We start from the raw sequence: 22,330 nt of genomic DNA, 5'->3' as shown, positions 1-22,330 counted from the left end.
TGCCTTTCAAAAAGATTAGTAGTTTTTACAAGTCTCAAATAATCCCTTTTCTTTTAAAACAGAGATTAATGTTTCACCCATAACAGCTGGTGTTTCCGCTACTTTAATACCACAAGCTTCCATTGTTTTAATCTTTTCAGCAGCAGTTCCTTTGCCGCCAGAAATGATCGCCCCAGCATGACCCATACGTTTGCCTTCAGGCGCTGTTTGACCACCAATGAAGCCTACAACTGGTTTTGTCATATTAGCTTGTACCCATTCTGCTGCTTCTTCTTCTGCCGTACCGCCGATTTCACCAATCATAATTACAGCATGCGTTTCTTCATCTTCATTAAATGCTTTTAACGCATCAATAAAGTCCGTACCGTTAACAGGGTCTCCCCCGATACCTACAGCAGTAGATTGGCCAATACCTTCTTGCGTTAACTGATGTACAGCTTCATACGTTAATGTACCAGAGCGAGATACGATACCAACATGACCTTTTTTGTGAATATATCCTGGCATAATACCAATTTTACATTCGTCAGGTGTAATGACACCAGGGCAGTTTGGTCCAAGTAAACGTGTATGTTTACCCGCCATATATCTCTTTACGTTTACCATATCTAATACAGGGATTCCTTCAGTAATACATACTACTAAATCAACCTTTGCATCAACTGCTTCCATAATTGCATCAGCCGCAAAAGCGGGTGGAACGTATACAACTGAAGCGTTTGCGCCTGTTGCTTTCACAGCATCTTCTACTGTATCAAATACTGGTACGCCTTCAATATCAGTGCCACCTTTACCTGGTGTTACACCACCTACAATTTTCGTACCGTATTCAATCATTTGCTTTGTATGGAATAATCCTTGAGAACCTGTAATACCTTGAACAATAACTTTTGTATCTTTATTAACTAATACGCTCATTTTTCTCCCCCGCTTTCTATTAGCCCACTAGTGAAACAATTTTTTGTGCACCGTCTGCCATAGATTCTGCTGCAACAATATTTAAACCAGACTCATTTAAAATTTTCTTTCCTAGCTCTACGTTTGTACCTTCAAGACGTACAACTAAAGGCAACTCAAGACCTACCTGCTTCGTCGCTTCAATAACACCTTCTGCGATAACATCACACTTCATAATGCCACCAAAAATGTTAACGAAGATACCTTTTACATTTTTGTCAGAAAGGATAATTTTGAATGCTTCTGTAACTTTTTCAGCTGTTGCACCGCCACCAACATCTAAGAAGTTAGCCGGGTCACCATGGTAATGTTTAATGATATCCATTGTAGCCATTGCTAAACCTGCACCATTAACCATACAACCGATATTTCCATCTAAAGGAATGTAGTTTAAGTCATATTTAGAAGCTTCAATTTCTTTTGAATCTTCTTCTTCAAGATCACGAAGTTCTAAAATATCTTTATTGCGATATAACGCATTAGAATCAAAGTTTAATTTTGCATCTAACGCCATAACTTTACCGTCACCTGTTGTAACAAGTGGATTAATCTCAGCGATAGAGCAATCTTTTTCGATAAACGCACTGTATAAGCCCATCATAAACTTCACAGCTTGTCCTACAAGTTCTTTTGGAATATTGATGTTAAACGCGATTCTACGCGCTTGGAAACCTTGTAAACCTACTGCTGGATCAATATATTCTTTAAAGATTTTTTCAGGCGTTTTTTCTGCTACTTCTTCAATTTCTGTTCCACCTTCTTCAGATGCCATTAAAACAACTTGAGAAGTTGCACGATCTAATACAAGACCTACATAATATTCTTTTTTAATATCGCAACCTTCTTCGATAAGTAAGCGTTTTACTTCCTTACCTTCAGGACCTGTTTGATGCGTCACAAGTGTAGTTCCTAAAATGCTTTCTGCATATGTACGAACTTCTTCTAAATTTTTCGCAACTTTTACACCGCCAGCTTTGCCGCGTCCACCAGCGTGAATTTGCGCTTTAACTACACATACTTCCGTTCCTAATTCTTTCGCTGCTTCTACAGCTTCTTCTACTGTAAATGCAACCTTCCCGTTCGGAACGCTAACCCCATAGCTTCTAAGGACTGCCTTACCTTGGTACTCATGGATATTCATGGTCCCATCCTCCCCTGTTTTCCTGTTTTACTCGAAAAGTTTTTTAATGTTTAAAAAACATTACATTGCCATTGTATAAGATGATTGGCACGCTGTCTACAATAAAGTGTCAGAAAACTGAAATCGCTTTATTCTTTTTCGGAAATAATAATGTTTATATACCAAAATAAAAAATAAGCTGTGAATATACAGCTTATTTTTGAATCATATCTTTAATTGGCGCGAATGATTTTCGATGTTCCTCTAATACTCCATGCGCTTCAATCGCTTCTAAATGTTGTTTCGTCCCATATCCCATATGTTGTTCAAATCCATATGCAGGATACTTTCCTCCTAACTCTTTCATCATGCGATCTCTCGTCACTTTCGCAATAATAGATGCAGCTGAAATAGAGACACTTTTCGCATCACCTTTAATGATTGATGTTTGCGGAATTGATGTAGGAAGCTTCATCGCATCGATTAATAAATATTCTGGTGTACATGATAAATTAGCAACGGCATCTAACATCGCTTGCTTCGTCGCTTGATAAATATTTATTTCATCAATAACTTGTGGTGATATAATTCCAACTCCAATCGCAATTGCATGCTCTTTAATTTCATCATAAAAACGCTCACGTTTCGCTTCACTTAATTTTTTCGAGTCATTTAATCCTGGAATATAAAAATCTTCCGGAAGGACGACAGCCGCCGTCACAACCGGTCCTGCTAACGGCCCACGACCCACTTCATCAATACCAGCAATGTATGTGAGCCCTTTTTCACGTAACTCATTTTCGTACTTTGACATTTCTAGAAATTTTTCTCTTTCTTTTTGCGCTAACTCTTTTTGTTTATACCACTTCAAAATTAGTTTTTGAACACCTTTTCGCTCATCTTTCACTAACATTTGAAAACGCTCGTCTTCTTCATTCATAATTTCTTGCAGCAAACATTCCGCTTCATGAATAGTCATTTTTTGCATCTATTTACACTCCTTTTAAACGTAACCAAAAAGAAAAGACGTACAAACGCACGTCTTATACTTCTTCTACTTTTTCTGCATCTTCTACCTGCTCTGCAAACTCTTCTGGTGTTTCAAACGTCATTTTTCCAAATCTTCCACCACGAAGCTCACGAAGTATAAGCTCAGATGTTTTATCATAATCAATCATTCCGCCGCCCATTAAGCAACCTCTATTTTTTCCAATTGCATCAAATAACTCCACAATTTCTTCTGGAATGTCATTTAAATTATATCGCTCTTTTAAACGTTCTGGATAATGTTTTTCCATAAAACGTAACGCATAAATAGCTACATCCTGTAGATTTAATATAGAATCTTTAATTGCACCAGTCGTCGCTAAACGAAGACCAACTAATTCATCTTCAAATTTAGGCCACAAAATACCTGGTGTATCTAATAATTCCATTTCTTTCCCAACTTTAATCCACTGCTGGGCCGTTGTCACACCAGGACGATCTCCTGTTTTTGCTATATTTTTCTTCGCTAATTTATTAATCAGTGTAGATTTACCAACGTTTGGAATACCTACAATTAAAGCACGAATTGCTCTTGGTCTAATACCTTTAGCAACCATTTTATCGAATTTTTCTTTGACAAGAACTTTACAAGCTGCTGCAATTTCCTTCATACCTTGTCCAGCTTGCGCATTAATTGAAATTGCCTTTTGACCTCTTTCATCAAAATATGCAATCCACTGCTTTGTAAGACGATCATCCGCCATATCCGCTTTATTTAAAACAACAAGCCTTGGTTTATGTGTAATAATTTCATCAATCATTGGATTACGAGAAGATAAAGGTAATCGAGCATCTACAAGCTCAATTACAACATCAATTAACTTTAATTTTTCTGTTACTTGGCGTCTAGCCTTTGCCATATGTCCTGGGAACCATTGAATTACCATGTTGCCACCTTCTTTTTCTTTTATTTCACAATACGTGCATCTTTTAACGGCCAATATAGCATATTTGCTTTACCTATCATTTGGTCCATTGAAATTGTACCAATCGAACGGCTATCTTTACTAAAACGACGATTATCGCCTAAAACAAATAATTGACCTTCTGGAACAGTTTTCTTTCCTGTCATTTCTTCAAGAGTAAAATCATATGTAAGCGGTCCGTCAGCAAGTTGTTTTTTCTGCTTATCTAAATACGGCTCCTCATAAGGTTTCCCGTTAACATATAGTTTATCATTACGGTATTCGATTTCGTCGCCTGGCAGGCCAATAATACGCTTAATATAATCTTTTTCTTCCGTCGCTCGGAATACAATAATATCAAAGCGTTTCGGATCACCTATGTGATAGCCAATTTTATTAACAATCATTCGATCACGGTCATGTAAAGTCGGCGACATCGATACACCGTCTACGAGAATTGGGGCAAAGAAAAACTGTCTAATTACGCCCGCTAATACAACAGCAATCAAAATTGCTTTGATCCATTCCCAAAGTGAGCTCTTCTCTTTCTTCATGCTTTCCCCTCCACTGTTATGTAAGCTGCTCGTATTATACCAAAATTTCATATAGATTGGAAAAAGGGAGCTTGTGTATTTACAAGCTCCCATACATGTCTTATCGAATTTCTTTAATACGTGCTTTTTTACCGCGAAGGTTACGTAAGTAGTATAACTTAGCACGACGTACTTTACCACGGCGAAGTACTTCGATGTTCGCGATTCTTGGCGTGTGAACTGGGAATGTACGCTCAACACCTACACCGTAAGAAATCTTACGAACTGTGAATGTTTCACTGATTCCGCCACCACGACGTTTAATTACAACACCTTCGAAAAGCTGAATTCTTTCACGAGTTCCCTCAACTACTTTTACGTGTACACGTAAAGTGTCTCCAGGACGGAATGAAGGAAGGTCAGTTTTCAATTGGCCTTTTGTGATTTCTGTGATTAATTGTTGCATATTAAATTCTCTCCTTTAAACAGATGCTCTTATAAAGTCTTATTAAATTACAGCGGAACATCGTTAATACGGCTACTGATTTCAGTAGCACAAATGTTATAATAGCATATTGCTAGGACTGTTGCAATAGAAAATATATCAAGCCCTTATCGGTCTTCTTTAATCTGTTCCAGCCATTTCTCTTCTTGCTTAGATAATTCTCGTTCTTCCAGTAAATCCGGTCTACGTGTGTACGTACGACGTAGTGACTCTTTATGGCGCCATTCATCAATGTTTTTATGATTTCCTGACATTAGTACATCCGGTACCTTCATACCACGAAAATCAGCAGGACGTGTATAATGTGGGTGCTCTAACAAACCTGTGCTAAAAGAGTCTTCCACTTGTGACGTTTGATTCCCAAGTACTCCTGGCAAAAGACGTACAACACTGTCAGTGACTACCATAGAAGCCAATTCTCCACCCGTTAATACGTAATCCCCAATAGAAATCTCATCTGTTACAAGATGCTCACGAATTCGTTCATCGTATCCTTCATAATGGCCACATACAAAAATAACATGCTCTTCTCCAGCAAGCTCTTCTGCCTTCTTCTGCGTGAAACGCTCTCCTTGTGGACACATTAAGACGATTCTCGGCTTACGGTCTGTTTCCTTCGTTAACTCTTCTACTGCGTCAAAGATAGGCTGTGGGGTTAATACCATACCAGCGCCCCCACCATACGGATAATCATCTACACTATTATGCTTACTAGTTGTATACTCACGAAAATTGACAACACGAAGCTCTACCGCTTCTTTTTCTTGTGCTTTCTTTAAAATTGAAGACCCAAATACACCCGTAAACATATCTGGAAACAATGTTAAAATGTCAATTTTCATTATAGTAGCCCTTCCATTACATGAATGGTTACTAATTTATTTTCAATGTTAACTTGAAGTACAACGTCATCAATATAAGGAATTAACAAATCTTGACCCTTTGGACGTTTAATCACCCAAACGTCATTCGCACCAGGAGATAGAATCTCTTTGATTGTCCCTAACGCTTCTCCTTCTTCCGTTACAACGTTGCAACCAATAATTTCATGGTAGTAGTATTCGCCTTCAGCTAGTTCGCCTAACTGCTCTTCTGGTACTTTTATTAAAGAACCTTTTAACTTCTCTACTTCATCTACATTGTTGTATCCTTCAAGTGTTAATAAATCAAATGTCTTATGTTGACGATGAGAAGTTACCTTCACTGTAAGATAGTCTGTACCTTTCTCATCCCATATGTATAACGTGTTCCCTACTTTATATCGCTCTTCTGGAAAATCAGTACGAGAAATAACACGAATTTCTCCTTTTACGCCATGAGTATTTACAATTTTCCCTACATTAAACCACTTTGTCATAAATAGTATGTCACCCCTGGTTTCTATATAAATTAAGCATTTCCATTTTATATATGGAACATGCAATTTCTCTTTAAATGTTAAAAAAGGGAGAGGAAATAACTCCTCGCCCTTTTTACGTTTATTGAATTTCCAGTGTGACGTTCTCATCATTATGATGTCCCACTGAATACAAGAGCATTCTAATCGCTTTCGCAACTTTCCCTTGCTTTCCAATGACTTTTCCAACATCCTCAGGATGTACAGTTAATCGATACTTTATTTCTCCGTTGCAAAGTTCCTGTGTAACTTTTACATCTCCAGGATGATCCACAAGAGGTTTAACAATTGTCTCGACTAACATTTTCATTGTCATTGCCTCAATTACTTACCTTGTTTAGATAAGTGGAATTTCTCCATGATACCTTGGTTAGAGAAAAGGTTACGAACTGTATCAGATGGTTTAGCACCATTTCCTAACCATTTTAATGCTGCTTCTTCGTTGATCTTAATTTCCGCTGGTTGAGCAACCGGATTGTAAGTACCGATTTCCTCAATGAAACGTCCGTCACGAGGAGAACGAGAATCTGCAACAACTACACGATAGAAAGGAGTTTTTTTAGCTCCCATACGTTTTAAACGAATTTTAACTGCCATTTATAAAGCACCTCCGAATTTATTTCACACAGATAATTATATTAGCAAAAAGACTATTGCTTTGTAAAGTATTTTTTCTTAACAGAGCCATCTTTTTTCCTTACATGAATGGAAACTTCAATCCACCTAGTCCTTTTTTCTTACCTTTTTGCATTCCCGTCATCGTCTTCATCATTTTTTTCATATCATCAAATTGCTTGATTAGACGATTGATTTCTTGTACCGTTGTACCGCTACCTTTGGCAATGCGCTTTTTACGACTAGCATTGATTATTTCCGGTTGTTCTCGTTCTACTTTAGTCATAGAACGAATAATTGCCTCAATATGCCCAATTTGTTTTTCATCAACTTGTGCATTTTTCAGCCCTTTAATTTTATTTGCACCAGGAAGCATTCCTAACAATTCGTCAAGTGGTCCAAGTTGACGCACTTGTCCAAGTTGTTCTAGGAAATCGTCAAGCGTAAACGAAAGCGTACGCATTTTTTGCTCAAGTTCTTTTGCTTTCTCTTCATCAACTGTAGCTTGCGCTTTTTCAATTAATGTTAAGACGTCGCCCATCCCTAAAATACGGGATGCCATACGTTCTGGATGGAACGCTTCAATTGCATCTAGTTTTTCACCCATACCAGCAAATTTAATTGGTGTATTTGTTACAGCCTTAATAGATAATGCCGCACCACCGCGCGTATCACCATCTAATTTCGTTAGTACAACACCTGTTAATCCTAACTGTTCATGGAAACTTTGTGCTACATTTACCGCGTCTTGTCCTGTCATCGCATCGACAACAAGGAAAATTTCATCCGGCTTCGCAACTTCTTTGACTTTCGCTAATTCACCCATTAGTTCTTCATCAATATGCAGGCGACCCGCTGTATCGATTAAAACGTAATCGTGATGATCTTCTTTTGCTTTCGCAATCGCTTGTTTCGCAATTTCAACCGGACTTACTTGATCTCCTAAAGAGAAAACAGGCATGTCCAATTGCTTCCCTAATGTTTCAAGCTGTTTAATCGCTGCTGGACGGTAAATATCCGCTGCAACAAGCATCGGTTTACGATTATGCTTTTTACGAAGCAAATTTGCAAGCTTACCTGTCGTCGTTGTTTTACCCGCACCTTGCAGACCAACCATCATTATAACAGTAGGTGGCTTATTAGCAACAGCAATTTTGCTTTGCTCTCCGCCCATAAGTTCTGTAAGTTCTTCCTGTACGATTTTAATTACTTGTTGTCCAGGTGTCAAACTTTTCATTACATCTTGTCCGACAGCACGCTCAGACACACGCTTTATAAAATCTTTTACTACTTTAAAGTTAACATCCGCTTCTAAAAGAGCTAGACGAACTTCTCTCATCATTTCTTTTACATCGGCTTCAGAAACTTTTCCTTTGCCGCGGATTTTTTGCATTGTCTGTTGAAGTCGGTCGGCTAATCCTTCAAATGCCATATTGCCGCCCTCCTAATCTAATTTTTCGATAGCTTCAACAACTTGTTTCATTTCTTCATTCACATGCTCTTCTTCGCTGAGTAGCTGTTTTAGCTTTGCAACAAGTCGCTGTCGCTCTTGAAACTTTTGAAGTAATACTAATTTATCTTCATATTCTTCAAGCATCGCTTCAGTCCGTTTAATGTTATCATACACGGCTTGGCGACTTACATCAAATTCTTCCGCAATTTCACCAAGAGATAAATCATCTAGATAATAAAGCGACATATAACTTCTTTGTTTTTGCGTTAACAACGATTGATAAAAATCAAATAAATAGTTCATTCTCGTTGTTTTCTCGAGCATGTTGGATCATCCTTTGTTAAGTGATTTCCCTTTACATGACTTAGTTTACATGGAGTATAAAAGAGTGTCAAGTTTTTTTCTTAACATCACATATTTTTATAAAAAAAGAAGCGGAAATACCACTTCTTTCACTTACACTTCTTCTGTTTCTACTACGTTCGCAAACAAACCATAAACATATTGTTCTGGATCAAACTGTTGCAGATCATCCATTTGCTCTCCTAGCCCAACAAATTTCACCGGAACATCCATTTCGTTACGAATCGCTAAGACGATACCACCTTTAGCAGTTCCATCTAACTTCGTTAAAACAATACCAGTAACATTCGTTGCTTCACGGAATGTTTTCGCTTGGCTTAAACCATTTTGCCCTGTTGTTGCATCAATAACAAGTAATACTTCATGAGGAGCCCCTGGTACTTCACGCTCAATTACACGCTTCACTTTCTCTAACTCATTCATTAAGTTTACTTTATTTTGTAAGCGTCCCGCTGTATCACATAGCAATACATCCACTTTACGGGCCTTTGCCGCTTGTACAGCATCATACATAACAGCCGCTGGATCAGATCCTGATCCTTGCTTAATTACTTCTACACCAACACGATCGCCCCATACTTCTAATTGCTCAATCGCCCCAGCACGGAATGTATCTCCTGCCGCCAATAGGACAGACTTACCTTCTGATTTAAATTTATGTGCAAGCTTACCAATCGTCGTCGTTTTCCCCACACCATTCACACCAACAAATAAAACTACTGTTAATTGATCCTCTTGTATATTAACTTCATTACTAAAATCGCTGTCACCTTTGTAAATGCCCACTAGCTTTTCAGAAATAACAGCCTGTACTTCTTTCGGATCTTGAATGTTACGACGTTGCACTTCTTCTTTCAACTGATCAATTAATTCCATCACTGTCGAAACTCCGACATCCGCACTAATTAAAATTTCTTCTAATTCTTCAAAGAAATCTTCGTCTATTTTGCGGTAACGGTACACTAAGTCATTTACTTTATCAGCAAATGAATTTCTCGTTTTTTCTAATCCTTGTTTAAACTTCTCTGTTACCGTATCCGTTTGTTTTGAAATTTTTTCTTTTAATTTTTTTAAAAAGCTCATACTTCCCATCCTTCCTATCTACTTGCAACAAGTTCTTCGCCATCATCTAAACGAACAGAAACAAGCTTCGACACCCCTGATTCTTGCATTGTTACACCGTACAATACATCAGACTCTTCCATTGTACCTTTTCGGTGTGTAATTACAATAAACTGCGTTTCATCACTAAATTTCTTTAAATACTGCGCAAAACGAGCAACGTTTGCCTCATCAAGAGCTGCTTCCACTTCATCTAGAACACAGAATGGAACTGGGCGTACTTTTAAAATACCAAATAAGAGCGCAATTGCCGTTAAAGCACGCTCTCCCCCTGAAAGTAAACCTAAATTTTGTAGTTTCTTCCCTGGTGGTTGCGCTACAATATCAATACCCGTATTTAGTAAATCTTCTGGGTTTGTCATTACTAAATCCGCTCTACCGCCCCCGAATAATTCAGAGAATACAGATTGAAACTCTGTTCGAATCCCTTCGAACGTAGTAGAAAAGCGTTTTTTCATCTCTTCATCCATTTCCGTAATAAGTTGATGCAATGTCGATTTCGCTTCTTCTAGGTCATCTCTTTGCTCTAATAAGAATGTATGGCGCTCTGCTACACGTTCATACTCATCAATTGCCCCTAAATTTACTGCGCCTAACTCTTCAATGGATAGTTTAATTAGTTTCACCTTTTTACGTGCATCTTCTGCAGGCATCATCATTGTATACTTAAGTTTTGCTGCTTCAAATGAAATAGTATATGTTTCACGTAAATGTTGCAATCTATTTTCCAGCTCTACATCAAGTCGGTTAATTTTCACTTCTTGATCTTTCAGCATCTCAAGAATATATTTATGTTTACCTATTGTTTCTTTCACACCGCGCTCTAAATGCTCGACTCTTTCTTGCAATGATACGCGTTGTTCACGACGAGAACGAATTAACTCCGAAGTTTGATTACGATCATACGCTTTCTTCTCAATCATATTCGTAATTTGTTCTTCGCCACTTGAATTAGATGTCATCTCTTGCTTTAAGAACGCTAAATCTTCTTTCGTTTTTACAAGCGTCGCATCAGTCTCTTCTTTTTCCTTCGTCAATCGTTCGACTTTTTCTTTTTGATTAGACAAACGTTGTTGTTGTTCAGCAGCTTGTACTTTTAGCTCCGTCATTTCCTTCTGAACTTTTTCTTTTGAAGAATATTGTTCACTTTTTTGTTTCGTTAAAACGACGATTTTGCTATCTAATTCCCCAATCTCAGCTTGAAGAGTCGCTAAAATCTTTTCTAACTCTTCTTTGCGCCCTTGCATTTTTACTTGATCTTGTAAAAATCCTTCAATCTCTAAATCGTAAATCGATAAACGATCATTAATACGATGTTCATCTAATTCTAAACGATTAATTTCTTCTCTTAGCTTCTGTTCATCTACACGTTCGGTCTCTACACCTTGGCGTAGCTCTCGTATTTGTACTTCTTTTTCTTGAATCTCTTGCTTTACTGCTTTAACAAAGTTTTCTAGCTTCGTTGTTTTTTCTTCCATGTCAGTTAGCTTCTTAGTCCACTCTTCAAGTTCACGTTGACGTCCCAATAAAGAGGATTTCGCCTGTTTTACAGCTCCACCCGTCATAGAACCACCCGGGTTCACTACGTCACCTTCGAGTGTTACAATACGATAGCGGTATTGCAGTTGTTTCGCTAACTCATTTGCTCCGCGTAAATCTTTCGCAACAACAACTGTACCTAATAAACTTGAAACTACATTCTCATATTTATTATTGTACTGCACAAGTTCTGCCGCTACACCGACAAACGATGGATGCTGATTCACAATGCGTAATTGATCAAATGATAGCGATCGGCTTTTAATAACAGCTTGAGGTAAAAACGTTGCACGGCCATGTTTATTTTGCTTTAAAAATGCAATTGCATTACGAGCATGCTCTTCTGTTTGTACTACGATATGTTGCATCGCTGCCCCAAGGGCGATTTCCATTGCGATTTCATATTCTTTCGGCACAGTCAGAAGTTCTGCAACAGCTCCCTCAATACCTTGTAGTCTATTTTCTCTAGCCTTTAATACTTCACGTACCCCTTGATAGAAGCCAGAGTAGTCCTCTTGCATCTCTTCTAACATTTCTTTCCGAGAGCGCGCCTGTTGCACAAATTGATACGCTTGATACAGTTTCGTTTCATTTTCACTATACTGTGACTTACATTTCCCAAGTGCCATTTCTGTCTTCTGTATGTTAGAAATAATGCCAGCTATTTTCTCTCTCGCTTGCTCATAACTGTCTACAAGTTTCGCCTTTTTTGCTGTAATTTCCACACGCATCTGTACATACTTTTCATTTTCTTCATCAAGTCGTTCGTTTTTAGAGTTTTGCTGTTTTGATTGTTCTTCAATCATAGATAATTCATTACGAAGACTTGCTTGTTGATTTAAAAGTTCAATATAGTCACCTTTTAAATTCTCAATTTGTTCCTCTAAATTCTCAGCAAAAGTCGCAAGTAATTGCTCGTTATCATGCAATTTCTTCTCCAACTCTTTTACTTGATTCACAAATTGCATTAAAGCTTCTGTACTTGTTTCAATTTCGCCATCATAACTTGTAGTTTTCTCTGTTAACTCAACAATTAGCTTTTCAAGCTGCGCACAATGTGTCGTTGCATTTTGCTTTCTTTCCTTTAACAGCTCGCGTTGCCCTTCTAGTTTTTCTAGTTCTTTACTAGACAGAAGTAGAACTTCTTGTAAGGAATTTACAGATTCATCAACGGCTTGTAATTGCCCGCGTAATTCCTCAAGCTCTTCTTCACTTTTTTGTAAGTTCGCCGACATTTTAGCTTCTTCATCTTTATTATGCCCAAATTGATTTCGAAGCGCTTCCCACTTTTCATGTAATTCTTCAATTTCATGTACAATAAGCGCAGCTTCTACTTTCTCTAATTCTTCTTTTTTCTCAAGATAATCTTTCGCAATAGAAGCTTGTCTTTCTAGTGGTTCTACTTGACTACTTAATTCGTGAATAATATCTTGTACACGATTTAAGTTTTCTTGTGTTTCCGCCAATTTCCCTTCAGCTTTCTTTTTACGAAGTTTGTATTTCAGCACACCCGCAGCTTCTTCAAATACACCACGACGTTCTTCTGATTTACTACTCAAAATCTCTTCGACTTTCCCCTGGCTAATAATCGAAAAAGCTTCCCTTCCCATACCAGAGTCCATAAATAAATCAATAATATCTTTTAATCTACAAGATTGTTTATTAATATAAAAATCACTATCACCCGAACGAGATACACGACGCGTTACACACACCTCGTTATACTCAATCGGTAAGCGTTGGTCTTCATTATTTAAAGTTAATGTAACTTCAGCAACATTAACCGCTCTTCTCGTATCACTGCCGGCAAAAATAATATCCTCCATCTTTGCACCGCGTAATGACTTTGCAGATTGTTCACCAAGTACCCAGCGAATTGCATCAGTAATATTACTTTTCCCGCTCCCGTTAGGTCCTACTACAGAAGTTACACCTGGAACAAAATCGACAGATACACGCTCAGCAAAAGACTTAAATCCTGCTATTTCTAATCTTTTTAAAAACACGAAAGGCCTTCCTCCTATTCTCCGTTGTTGTAAACGTTGTTTGTACGAAAACAAACTACTATACGGATTTCCCACTCCTTTTATTTATAAATAAAAGGAAAGTTTCATTCTATGCATAAGGAATCCCCCTCATTCAAAGGGGGATTCCTCATGATTGTTCTTTTAATTTTTTCAATGCTTCTGCAGCAGCTTGTTGCTCTGCCTCTTTTTTTGACTTACCACTTCCAAGACCTAATGCCTCATTATTTAAAGTTACACGGGACACAAATTCTCGGTTGTGGGCCGGTCCTTTTTCTTGCAAAATTTGATACTCAATATTGCCACTACCATCACGCTGAATCAATTCTTGCAATTGACTCTTATAATCCATCACATGAGAAAAAGCACCTTCATTAATTTTTGGATATACAACTTCTTTTAAGTATCCCCAAACTGTTTCTAGCCCTTGATCAAGATAAAGGGCACCAATAAACGCTTCAAAGACATCCGCTAATAAAGCTGGTCGTTCACGTCCACCCGTCATTTCCTCACCTTTCCCTAATAAAACAAGGCTACCAAATGACATTTCGTTTGCAAAACGAACAAGAGATGGCTCACATACAATAGCTGCACGTAGTTTTGTTAACTCTCCTTCGCTCATTGTCGGATATTTTTGAAACAGATACTGTGATACAGTGAGTTCCAATACAGCATCGCCAAGAAACTCAAGACGCTCATTGTCCTCATGCGGTTTTTTTCGATGCTCATTCACATACGATGAATGCGTAAATGCTTGAATCAATAATTTTTCATCTGTAAACGTAATACCTATCTTTTCTTGAAATACTTTAAAAGCTTCACGATATTTTGCTTCGTATTTTTTTTCTTTATGTTTTCGGTACGGCATAGGTCCCTCCAGATATAAGCCGAGAAGCCCCGTTAAAAAACGGGACTTCACTTAAGCATTATAGATGACTCTCTATGTAAGTCACAGCATCGCCAACAGTAGCAATCTTTTCAGCATCTTCATCAGAAATTTCCATTTCAAATTCATCTTCTAATTGCATTACAAGTTCTACTACATCTAGGGAGTCTGCGCCTAAATCTTCTTTGAAGCTTGCAGCTGGTACTACTTCAGTTTCTTCTACTCCTAAACGATCAACGACAATTTTGGTTACACGCTCTAAAACATCTGCCATTCTATTCACCTCCCCTCAAATATTATATAAAATATTGTCCAAAAAAACTAGGTGAAATCGATTCTTTTATTACATTACCATACCGCCATCAACATTTAACGTTTGACCTGTAACATATTTACTTTGATCAGAAGCAAAAAACGTTACAGTATTTGCGATATCTTGTGCTTCTCCAAACTGAGCTGCAGGAATTAATTTTAACATTTCGGCTTTTATATTTTCATCTAATACATCCGTCATATCAGTCGCAATAAACCCTGGAGCAATTGCATTTACAGTAATATTTCGGCTCGCTAATTCTTTTGCTGATGTTTTTGTTAATCCAATTACACCAGCTTTAGCAGCAACATAATTTGCTTGTCCTGGGTTTCCTGTTACACCAACAACAGAAGCGATATTAATAATACGTCCATGACGTTGACGCATCATATAGCGCGATACTGCTTTCGTACATAAGAAAACACCTTTTAAGTTTGTATTAATAACTGTATCCCATTCTTCTTCTTTCATACGCATTAATAAATTATCTTTTGTTACACCAGCGTTATTTACAAGAATATCAACTTGTCCAAACGTATCTACAGTTTGTTTCACCATTGCAGTAACATCATCAGCATTTGCAACATCTGCTCTTACTGCAATGGCATCTGAACCTAATTTCTTTATTTCATCAACTACTTCATTCGCCTTTTGCTCATTACCAGCATAATTTACTACAACATTTGCCCCTTGTTTCGCTAAATCAATAGCAATCGCACGACCAATCCCACGTGAAGCACCAGTTACTAATGCTACTTTCCCTTTTAACATCAGCTTTCTCCTCTCAAATTTGAAATGGTATCTTTTAATGTCTCTTCATCATATACCGCATATGCTTTCACTGAAGAATCAATCGACTTCATAAGACCAGCAAGTACTTTTCCAGGTCCGATTTCAATAAATGTATCTACCCCTTGATTCACCATATACTCAATAGATGGGTACCATAATACAGGCGAATAGAGCTGTTCAATTAGCTTTGCTTGAATATCTGTACCACTCGTAATAACATCTGCCGTAACATTTGCAATAACAGGAATATTCGTGTCTTGAATTGTAATTTCATTTAAAACACTTTGGAATTTCTCAGCAGCTGGTTTCATAAGCGAGGAATGAAACGGTCCACTTACTTTGAGCGGAATTGCTCTTTTAGCACCATTTTCTTTCGCTCTTTGAGAAGCAAGTTCTACTCCTTGCTTTGTTCCAGAAATAACAATTTGCTTCGTACTATTCATATTAGCAATTTGTACTGCATATCCTTCACTTGTTACTTCTTCTGTAACTCGTTTCAGCATATCCGGATCCGCACCTAAAATAGCTGCCATTGCACCTTCCCCGCCTGGAACAGCTTCTTCCATATATTCCCCGCGTTTCCTTACAGCATATACAGCGTCTTCGAATGTTAATGCACCAGCAGCTACAAGAGCGCTATATTCACCTAAACTATGTCCTGCGACAAAATCAGGTGTAATATCATACTCCTTCAAAGCTGTTAAAATTGCAAAGCTCGTTGTTAATAGTGCCGGCTGCGCATTTGTCGTTAATGTTAAATTTTCTTGCGGTCCTTCAAAAATCACTTCTGAAAGAGAATCATGCAAAACCTCATCCGCTTTTGCAAACACTTTCGCAACCTCTTTATTATTCTCCGCTAACTGTCTACCCATTCCAACTGCCTGTGAACCTTGGCCCGGAAAAAGAAATGCTATTTTTCCCATTTCAAATCCTCCTCTTATTGAAGCGGCTCCTTCTCCATTACACTTGAAATTGTAGGAATTACTTCTTTCGCTACCATTTCTCTCGTTTGACGGATCGCACTAAATATCGATTGGTCATTAGAAGAACCGTGAGCCTTAATGACAGGAGCTTTCAATCCAAACAACGCCGCTCCTCCATACTCCGAATAATCCATTTTATCTTTCAATACCATAAGTTTTGGTTTTAATACCGCTGCTGCTAATTTGCTCGTTAACGAACTCATTAATTGTTCTTTTAACATAGAAAATAACGCAAGTGCTGTTCCTTCTAATGATTTTAGCGCTACATTACCCGTAAAACCATCACATACAACAACGTCTGCTACACCTTGCAATAAATCTCTTGATTCAACGTTTCCAACGAAATTAATTGGTGCATCCTTGAGCATAGCAAAGACTTGTTTTGAAAGCTCGTTTCCTTTACCATCCTCTGTTCCAACGTTTAAAAGTCCAACGCGTGGATTTTTAATTCCTCTTACCTTCTCTGCGTAAACAGAGCCCATTACTGCATATTGATATAAATGAATTGGTTTTGCATCAACGTTGGCTCCAACATCTAACATAACAAAACCTTCTCCATCAACAGTTGGCATTGTAGGCGATAAAGCTGGTCGTTCAATTCCTTCCATACGACCAACAACAAACAATCCAGCTGCCATCAAAGCTCCTGTACTACCTGCTGATATACAAGCATCCGCTACGCCGTCTTTTACTTGCTGCGCCGCTAGTACCATTGAAGCTTGTTTTTTTCGACGAACCGCTCTTACTGGTTCGTCTGTCGATTCGATTTTTTCGTCCGTATGAAGTATAGTAATTCGCTCTTCACTCGTTAAATATTGACGAATCCCCTCTTCTTTCCCTACTAACGTAATATGTAAATCTGAGTATTCCTTAATAGCTTTCATTGCTCCTAATACTACAGCCTTTGGTGCATGATCGCCGCCCATTACATCTATTGCGATTTTCATAAGTTGTTACCTTCCTCACTATAATTACTAGATCGATACATTTCAAAAGTGCCTGTAAAGACAAGTTCTTCTCCAACAAAGCTACGCACTTTGACAACCGTCCGTCCTTTATCATTCTCTACATCTTCAACACGTACTTTTGCAACAACACGCTCTCCTAATTTTACAGGACGAATATATCGAATGGTGGACTTTGCAGTTAAAGCTAATTCTTCATCAATAACCGCAACAGCTAGTGAGTTTGCTTGTGCAAACAAATGATGCCCACGAGCAATTTGATTTCTTTTAAATACATGTTCCACCTTTACTTCAAAGATAGAAATCGCATGTCTATCTAATTCTATATCAATAATTTCTCCGACAACCTCTTCTAACGGTAAAGATTTCACATCTTCTTCATGTTGTTTTGTAGCCACATGCTTAATTCGTTCTCTTAATTCAGGAATAGATAATTCCATACGATCAAGACGAACAGTTTGTATGCTCACTTGAAATTTTTCCGCTAAATCTTCATCCGTTATAAAAGGATTCGTTTCTATTGTTTGTTGTAATAATTCTTGTCTTTCTTTTTTACTTCTTCTTTTTTTCATACCGCACCATCCATTTTTATGACTAGGTACTAAAAGTAGTATATAATCATTAAAAGTAGAATGCAACAAAAACTTTTGCAGACTCCTTTTAATCGAGCTTCTCTCCCTGGAACACACCTGTCCCATCAAGATAAGTACGCAGCGAAGCATACTGATCATTATGCCAAAACGCTTCTGAATCAACTAGTATCGCTGCATCTTGTCTTGCTGTTTCTAACGCCCGATAATCATGTACCATATCAGCAACCTTAAATTCTGGTAGACCACTTTGCTTACTTCCAAAGAAATCCCCAGGACCTCGTAACTCTAAATCTTTTTCTGACAATACAAATCCATCATTTGTTTCAGTCATAATGCGCATTCTTTCTTTTCCCGTTTCTGATTTCGGGTCCGCAATTAATAAACAATATGATTGTTCACTACCACGCCCAACACGCCCCCTCAGCTGATGGAGCTGCGATAAACCGAAACGTTCCGCGTCATAAATAACCATAACAGTCGCATTTGGTACATTCACGCCTACTTCAACAACTGTTGTCGACACAAGAATTTGCACTTTATTTTCACTAAACTGTCCCATTATCTCTTCTTTTTCTTGAGATGATAGTCTCCCATGCATTAATCCAACTTGGCATTTCCCTTGATAATGATGAGTCAGCATACTATGTAAGTCGATAGCATTTTGTACATCAAGCTTCTCAGACTCTTCAATAAGAGGGCAAATAACATATGCCTGTCTTCCTTTTTTTATCTCTTTCTCCACAAAGCCGAGGACACGATCTAACATATCATGTTTTGCCCAGTACGTTTCGATTACCTTTCTACCAGCTGGCATTTCGTCAATAATAGAAACGTCCATCTCTCCAAATGCAGTGATAGCTAACGTACGCGGGATTGGGGTCGCCGTCATAAACAATACATCTGGACTTTCACCTTTCTCACGTAAAACCCGGCGCTGCCCCACACCAAATCGATGCTGTTCATCGGTAATAACGAGACCTAACCTATGAAATATAACTTCGTCTTGAATTAAAGCGTGCGTTCCAACAAGGATGTCTACTTCTCCCTGTTCTAATCTCGACAAAATTTCTCGACGTCTCGCACCTTTAACAGAACTTGTTAGCAATTCAACCTTCATACCGAAATGTGAAAACGTCTCCGCGAGCGACTGATAATGTTGCTCGGCTAAAATTTCTGTAGGAACCATCAAAGCACCTTGATAATGAGCCAATTTCGCCGCATAAAGAGCAATCGCAGCCACAACTGTTTTCCCAGAACCTACATCCCCTTGCAATAATCGATTCATTCGGTACGGAGATATCATATCTTTCATTATTTCATCTACAACCCGGCGTTGTGCGCCAGTTAATGGAAACGGAAGCGCATCAGTAAACTCTTGCAATTCTACTAATGAAATTTCCTTTTTCGTCCCTTTCGAGTTTTCCCTTTCCATTTTCCGTAATGTTTGCATTTTCAACTGAAACAAGAAAAACTCCTCATATACAAAACGGCGACGCGCTTGCTTTAAGTCTTCCTGTCCCACTGGAAAATGTAACCCTCTGAGCGCTTCATAGCGTGATAATAATTTATATCGACTTAACAAACCATCTGGTAACACTTCGACTATAGAATCTCCATACTCCTTAAATGCTTGTGCAACAAACCGGCGCATCTGTTTTACTGTCAGTTTTCCTTTCACTGAATATACAGGTTCTACTTCTTGTTGTCGTACAACCGGTCCGAAATTCAGTTCTGATACAGCAATTGTTTGACGATGCTGATCCCATTTACCAGTAATCGTTACCGTTTCATCTAAATTTAACTTTTGTTTATAGTATGGTCTATTAAAACATACAGCTGTAATTAAATAACGACCGACGAGAACACGAACTGTAAGACGTGACTTCTTCTTCCCATAATATTGCAGTAAAGGAGCACTATGAACTTTCCCCTCAACCGTTACACGCTCGTCATGCTTTACTTCAGCAAGATCTTTCATCGCATAGTCTTCATAGCGGTACGGAAAATGTTCTAATAGATGAGAAACTGTATAAATTCCCATCTCGTGTAACAACTCAGATGTTTCTCCTCCGATTCCCTTTACATCCGTAACAGGAACTTGTACAACTTCATTCAAGATTCTCACGCTCCGTCACATTATTTTCTTTGATTCATTCTATTGATTATCCATTAATATCATTGACATCTGTAATCGCTCTCTTTCACCTTATATATTCTATCATAGGCATTCTAAGAGAAACTACTCTAATCCCTCTATATAAAGTGAAACTATAATCATTGGGGGGTTACGGGCAGTTATTCTCCCACTTAACTTCTTTGCTCCAGCCGAATATAGGGGGTGGAAGTTTTACCGCCCACAAATAGCGGGATAAAACAAAGTTGTACAATACGTAAGAAAAGAGCCTCACTATTAGCAGCAAGGCTCTTTTCTATCATCAATATGCTAGCCTTTTGGATAAAAACTAGTAATAAACTTCATATCACTATTTCTTATCCATTAGCAAGTAAGTAACCCATTTATTTTCAAATCGAATCTTTTCTTATTCTACAGAGAAGATGAAAGAATACACCGGTTGGTTCCCTGCATGTACTTCTACTTCTGCATCTTCAAAGTTCTCTTCTACAAACGCAACTAATTTAGCCACTTCTTCATCTGTTGCATCTTCACCTTGTAGAATCGTTACGATTTCAGAATCCTCATCAATTAACGCTTCTAGTAATTGCTTTGCAGCTCCTACTTTCTCAGCATTTGTAGATACAATTTTTCCATCTGCAATACACATGAAATCATCTTTTTGAATCGCTACACCGTCAATTTCCGTATCACGAACAGCATACGTAATCTGACCTGTTTTCACATGAGCTAAAGCTTCTTTCATGTTTTCTTCATTCTCTTCTAGCGTTCCAACTGGATTAAATGCTAACATTGCAGCCATACCTTGAGGAACTGTTTTTGAACGAATAACAATAACTTCTTGTTCTACAACTGACGCTGCTTGTTCTGCTGCCATCACGATATTCCCGTTATTTGGTAAGATGATGATTTTTTCAGCATTCGCCTCTTCAATCGCCTTCACAATATCCTCCGTACTCGGATTCATCGTTTGGCCACCTTCGATAACTTTCGTTGCACCAATGCTCTCAAATAGAGTTTTAATACCCGATCCCATAGCTACAGTTACAATACCATACGGTTGTTTCTCTATTGGCTGATTCGTTTGTTCAGGTACCATGGTAGGTTCATCTAATAAAGCAGTATGCTGTTCACGCATATTTTCTACTTTGATCTTAATTAGACTACCGTAACGTTGTCCATAGTTCATAGGATCTCCAGGATGTTCCGCATGAATATGAACCTTTACAACCTCATCATCCGATACAACAAGTAGTGAATCTCCGTACACACTAATATCTTCACGGAATTTTTGTTCAGAGAAATTATGTTCCTTCATTTTTTCAGGCTCTAATTTCACCATGAATTCCGTACAATATCCATACTTAATATCTTCTGTACTCAATTGGCTTTGTACACTACGGTGATGTTCTGCACGTACCATGTCATTCATAGATGATTGGGCAGGCATATTAGAAGAAATCGTTTCTCCTTTTAAGTCAGCTAAAAACCCTTCATATACAACAACAAGACCTTTACCACCGCTATCTACAACGCCAACTTGTTTTAATACAGGTAATAAATCTGGCGTACGATTTAACGATGCGTTCGCTTCTTTTACAACGTCTTCCATAAACAAAACAAAGTCGCGCTGTTTTTTCGCAACTGTCACTGCATATTTACCCGTTTCTCTTGCAACCGTTAAAATCGTTCCTTCAATTGGTTTCATAACCGCTTTGTAAGCTGCCTCTACTCCAGCTTCTAAAGCTGCAGCAAAATCAACTGTCGTTAATTCTTCTTTTTGTTCAATGGATTTAGAGAAACCACGGAATAACTGAGATAAAATAACCCCAGAGTTACCACGAGCTCCCATTAATAATCCTTTGGCTAAACTTACACCAACTTTACCAGCATGCTGTGAAGGATTTGCTTTCACTTCACGCGCGCCTGAAGTCATTGATAAGTTCATGTTTGTACCGGTATCGCCATCTGGAACTGGGAATACGTTTAATGCATCAACAAGCTGAACATTATTTGTTAAATTATTGGCTCCTTGAATGATCATTTGTGATAAACGTTTTCCATCAATTTTTTGAATTGACACAG

22 protein-coding genes are annotated in these 22,330 nt (G+C 38.1%); all 22 read right to left on the bottom strand.

What is annotated here, in order from left to right:
• Positions 1-15: 15 nt before the first annotated feature.
• On the bottom strand, positions 16-918 hold the full coding sequence (gene sucD, locus DET63_RS11660) for a succinate--CoA ligase subunit alpha (protein ID WP_002033796.1): 903 nt from the start codon (positions 916-918) through the stop codon (positions 16-18).
• Between the two features lie 19 nt (positions 919-937).
• Positions 938-2,098 (bottom strand): ADP-forming succinate--CoA ligase subunit beta, encoded by a 1,161-nt coding sequence (sucC, locus tag DET63_RS11655; protein ID WP_002014529.1) that lies wholly within the window; start codon positions 2,096-2,098, stop codon positions 938-940.
• Between the two features lie 193 nt (positions 2,099-2,291).
• Positions 2,292-3,065 carry a ribonuclease HII gene (locus tag DET63_RS11650; protein WP_113936796.1) on the bottom strand — a complete coding sequence of 258 codons (774 nt, stop codon included), beginning with the start codon at positions 3,063-3,065 and terminating at the stop codon, positions 2,292-2,294.
• Positions 3,066-3,120: 55 nt separating this feature from the next.
• Positions 3,121-4,011 carry a ribosome biogenesis GTPase YlqF gene (gene ylqF, locus DET63_RS11645; protein ID WP_002128821.1) on the bottom strand — a complete coding sequence of 297 codons (891 nt, stop codon included), beginning with the start codon at positions 4,009-4,011 and terminating at the stop codon, positions 3,121-3,123.
• A 20-nt stretch (positions 4,012-4,031) separates the two neighbouring features.
• Positions 4,032-4,583, bottom strand: coding sequence for a signal peptidase I (lepB, locus tag DET63_RS11640; RefSeq protein WP_002088189.1), 552 nt, complete (start codon positions 4,581-4,583; stop codon positions 4,032-4,034).
• A 100-nt stretch (positions 4,584-4,683) separates the two neighbouring features.
• Entirely contained in the window at positions 4,684-5,028 is a 345-nt protein-coding gene (gene rplS / locus DET63_RS11635) for a 50S ribosomal protein L19 (protein WP_002014524.1), read from the bottom strand.
• 146 nt (positions 5,029-5,174) lie between these two features.
• Positions 5,175-5,909, bottom strand: coding sequence for a tRNA (guanosine(37)-N1)-methyltransferase TrmD (trmD, locus tag DET63_RS11630; RefSeq protein WP_002014522.1), 735 nt, complete (start codon positions 5,907-5,909; stop codon positions 5,175-5,177).
• The gene (gene rimM, locus DET63_RS11625) at positions 5,909-6,424 is read right to left on the bottom strand and encodes a ribosome maturation factor RimM (RefSeq protein ID WP_002014521.1); all 516 of its coding nucleotides are present in this window, start codon (positions 6,422-6,424) and stop codon (positions 5,909-5,911) included. Before rimM ends, trmD begins: the two co-directional genes overlap by 1 nt.
• Positions 6,425-6,545: 121 nt before the next feature.
• The gene (locus tag DET63_RS11620) at positions 6,546-6,773 is read right to left on the bottom strand and encodes a KH domain-containing protein (RefSeq protein ID WP_002088196.1); all 228 of its coding nucleotides are present in this window, start codon (positions 6,771-6,773) and stop codon (positions 6,546-6,548) included.
• 14 nt (positions 6,774-6,787) lie between these two features.
• Positions 6,788-7,060, bottom strand: a complete 273-nt coding sequence (rpsP, locus tag DET63_RS11615) for a 30S ribosomal protein S16 (RefSeq protein WP_113936795.1) — start codon at positions 7,058-7,060, stop codon at positions 6,788-6,790.
• A 100-nt stretch (positions 7,061-7,160) separates the two neighbouring features.
• Positions 7,161-8,510, bottom strand: coding sequence for a signal recognition particle protein (gene ffh / locus DET63_RS11610; RefSeq protein WP_002014519.1), 1,350 nt, complete (start codon positions 8,508-8,510; stop codon positions 7,161-7,163).
• 12 nt (positions 8,511-8,522) lie between these two features.
• The gene (locus DET63_RS11605; protein ID WP_002033794.1) at positions 8,523-8,855 is read right to left on the bottom strand and encodes a putative DNA-binding protein; all 333 of its coding nucleotides are present in this window, start codon (positions 8,853-8,855) and stop codon (positions 8,523-8,525) included.
• A 132-nt stretch (positions 8,856-8,987) separates the two neighbouring features.
• Positions 8,988-9,977 (bottom strand): signal recognition particle-docking protein FtsY, encoded by a 990-nt coding sequence (gene ftsY / locus DET63_RS11600; protein ID WP_002088200.1) that lies wholly within the window; start codon positions 9,975-9,977, stop codon positions 8,988-8,990.
• A gap of 14 nt (positions 9,978-9,991) precedes the next feature.
• Positions 9,992-13,561 carry a chromosome segregation protein SMC gene (gene smc / locus DET63_RS11595; RefSeq protein ID WP_113936794.1) on the bottom strand — a complete coding sequence of 1,190 codons (3,570 nt, stop codon included), beginning with the start codon at positions 13,559-13,561 and terminating at the stop codon, positions 9,992-9,994.
• Positions 13,562-13,709: 148 nt separating this feature from the next.
• A complete protein-coding gene (rncS, locus tag DET63_RS11590; RefSeq protein ID WP_113936793.1) occupies positions 13,710-14,447 on the bottom strand; it encodes a ribonuclease III in 738 nt (245 codons plus the stop codon).
• 58 nt (positions 14,448-14,505) lie between these two features.
• On the bottom strand, positions 14,506-14,739 hold the full coding sequence (acpP, locus tag DET63_RS11585) for an acyl carrier protein (protein WP_002014515.1): 234 nt from the start codon (positions 14,737-14,739) through the stop codon (positions 14,506-14,508).
• Between the two features lie 69 nt (positions 14,740-14,808).
• Positions 14,809-15,549: a 3-oxoacyl-[acyl-carrier-protein] reductase gene (gene fabG, locus DET63_RS11580; RefSeq protein WP_002014514.1), complete on the bottom strand. Its 741-nt coding sequence runs from the start codon at positions 15,547-15,549 to the stop codon at positions 14,809-14,811.
• Positions 15,549-16,493, bottom strand: a complete 945-nt coding sequence (fabD, locus tag DET63_RS11575) for an ACP S-malonyltransferase (RefSeq protein WP_113936792.1) — start codon at positions 16,491-16,493, stop codon at positions 15,549-15,551. Before fabD ends, fabG begins: the two co-directional genes overlap by 1 nt.
• A 14-nt stretch (positions 16,494-16,507) precedes the next feature.
• The gene (gene plsX / locus DET63_RS11570) at positions 16,508-17,500 is read right to left on the bottom strand and encodes a phosphate acyltransferase PlsX (protein WP_113936791.1); all 993 of its coding nucleotides are present in this window, start codon (positions 17,498-17,500) and stop codon (positions 16,508-16,510) included.
• Positions 17,497-18,090: a transcription factor FapR gene (gene fapR, locus DET63_RS11565; protein ID WP_000747354.1), complete on the bottom strand. Its 594-nt coding sequence runs from the start codon at positions 18,088-18,090 to the stop codon at positions 17,497-17,499. The genes plsX and fapR overlap by 4 nt, the downstream gene beginning before the upstream one ends.
• Positions 18,091-18,178: 88 nt before the next feature.
• Positions 18,179-20,227 carry an ATP-dependent DNA helicase RecG gene (gene recG / locus DET63_RS11560; protein ID WP_002088208.1) on the bottom strand — a complete coding sequence of 683 codons (2,049 nt, stop codon included), beginning with the start codon at positions 20,225-20,227 and terminating at the stop codon, positions 18,179-18,181.
• Between the two features lie 424 nt (positions 20,228-20,651).
• Positions 20,652-22,328, bottom strand: a complete 1,677-nt coding sequence (locus DET63_RS11555) for a DAK2 domain-containing protein (protein WP_113936790.1) — start codon at positions 22,326-22,328, stop codon at positions 20,652-20,654.
• Between the last annotated feature and the right edge of the window lie 2 nt (positions 22,329-22,330).

This window comes from Bacillus sp. DB-2 (genome assembly GCF_003315125.1).
Lineage (GTDB): Bacteria > Bacillota > Bacilli > Bacillales > Bacillaceae_G > Bacillus_A > Bacillus_A mycoides.
Note: the sequence above shows the minus strand (reverse complement) of the source record. Positions and strands in the feature narration are given on the sequence as shown.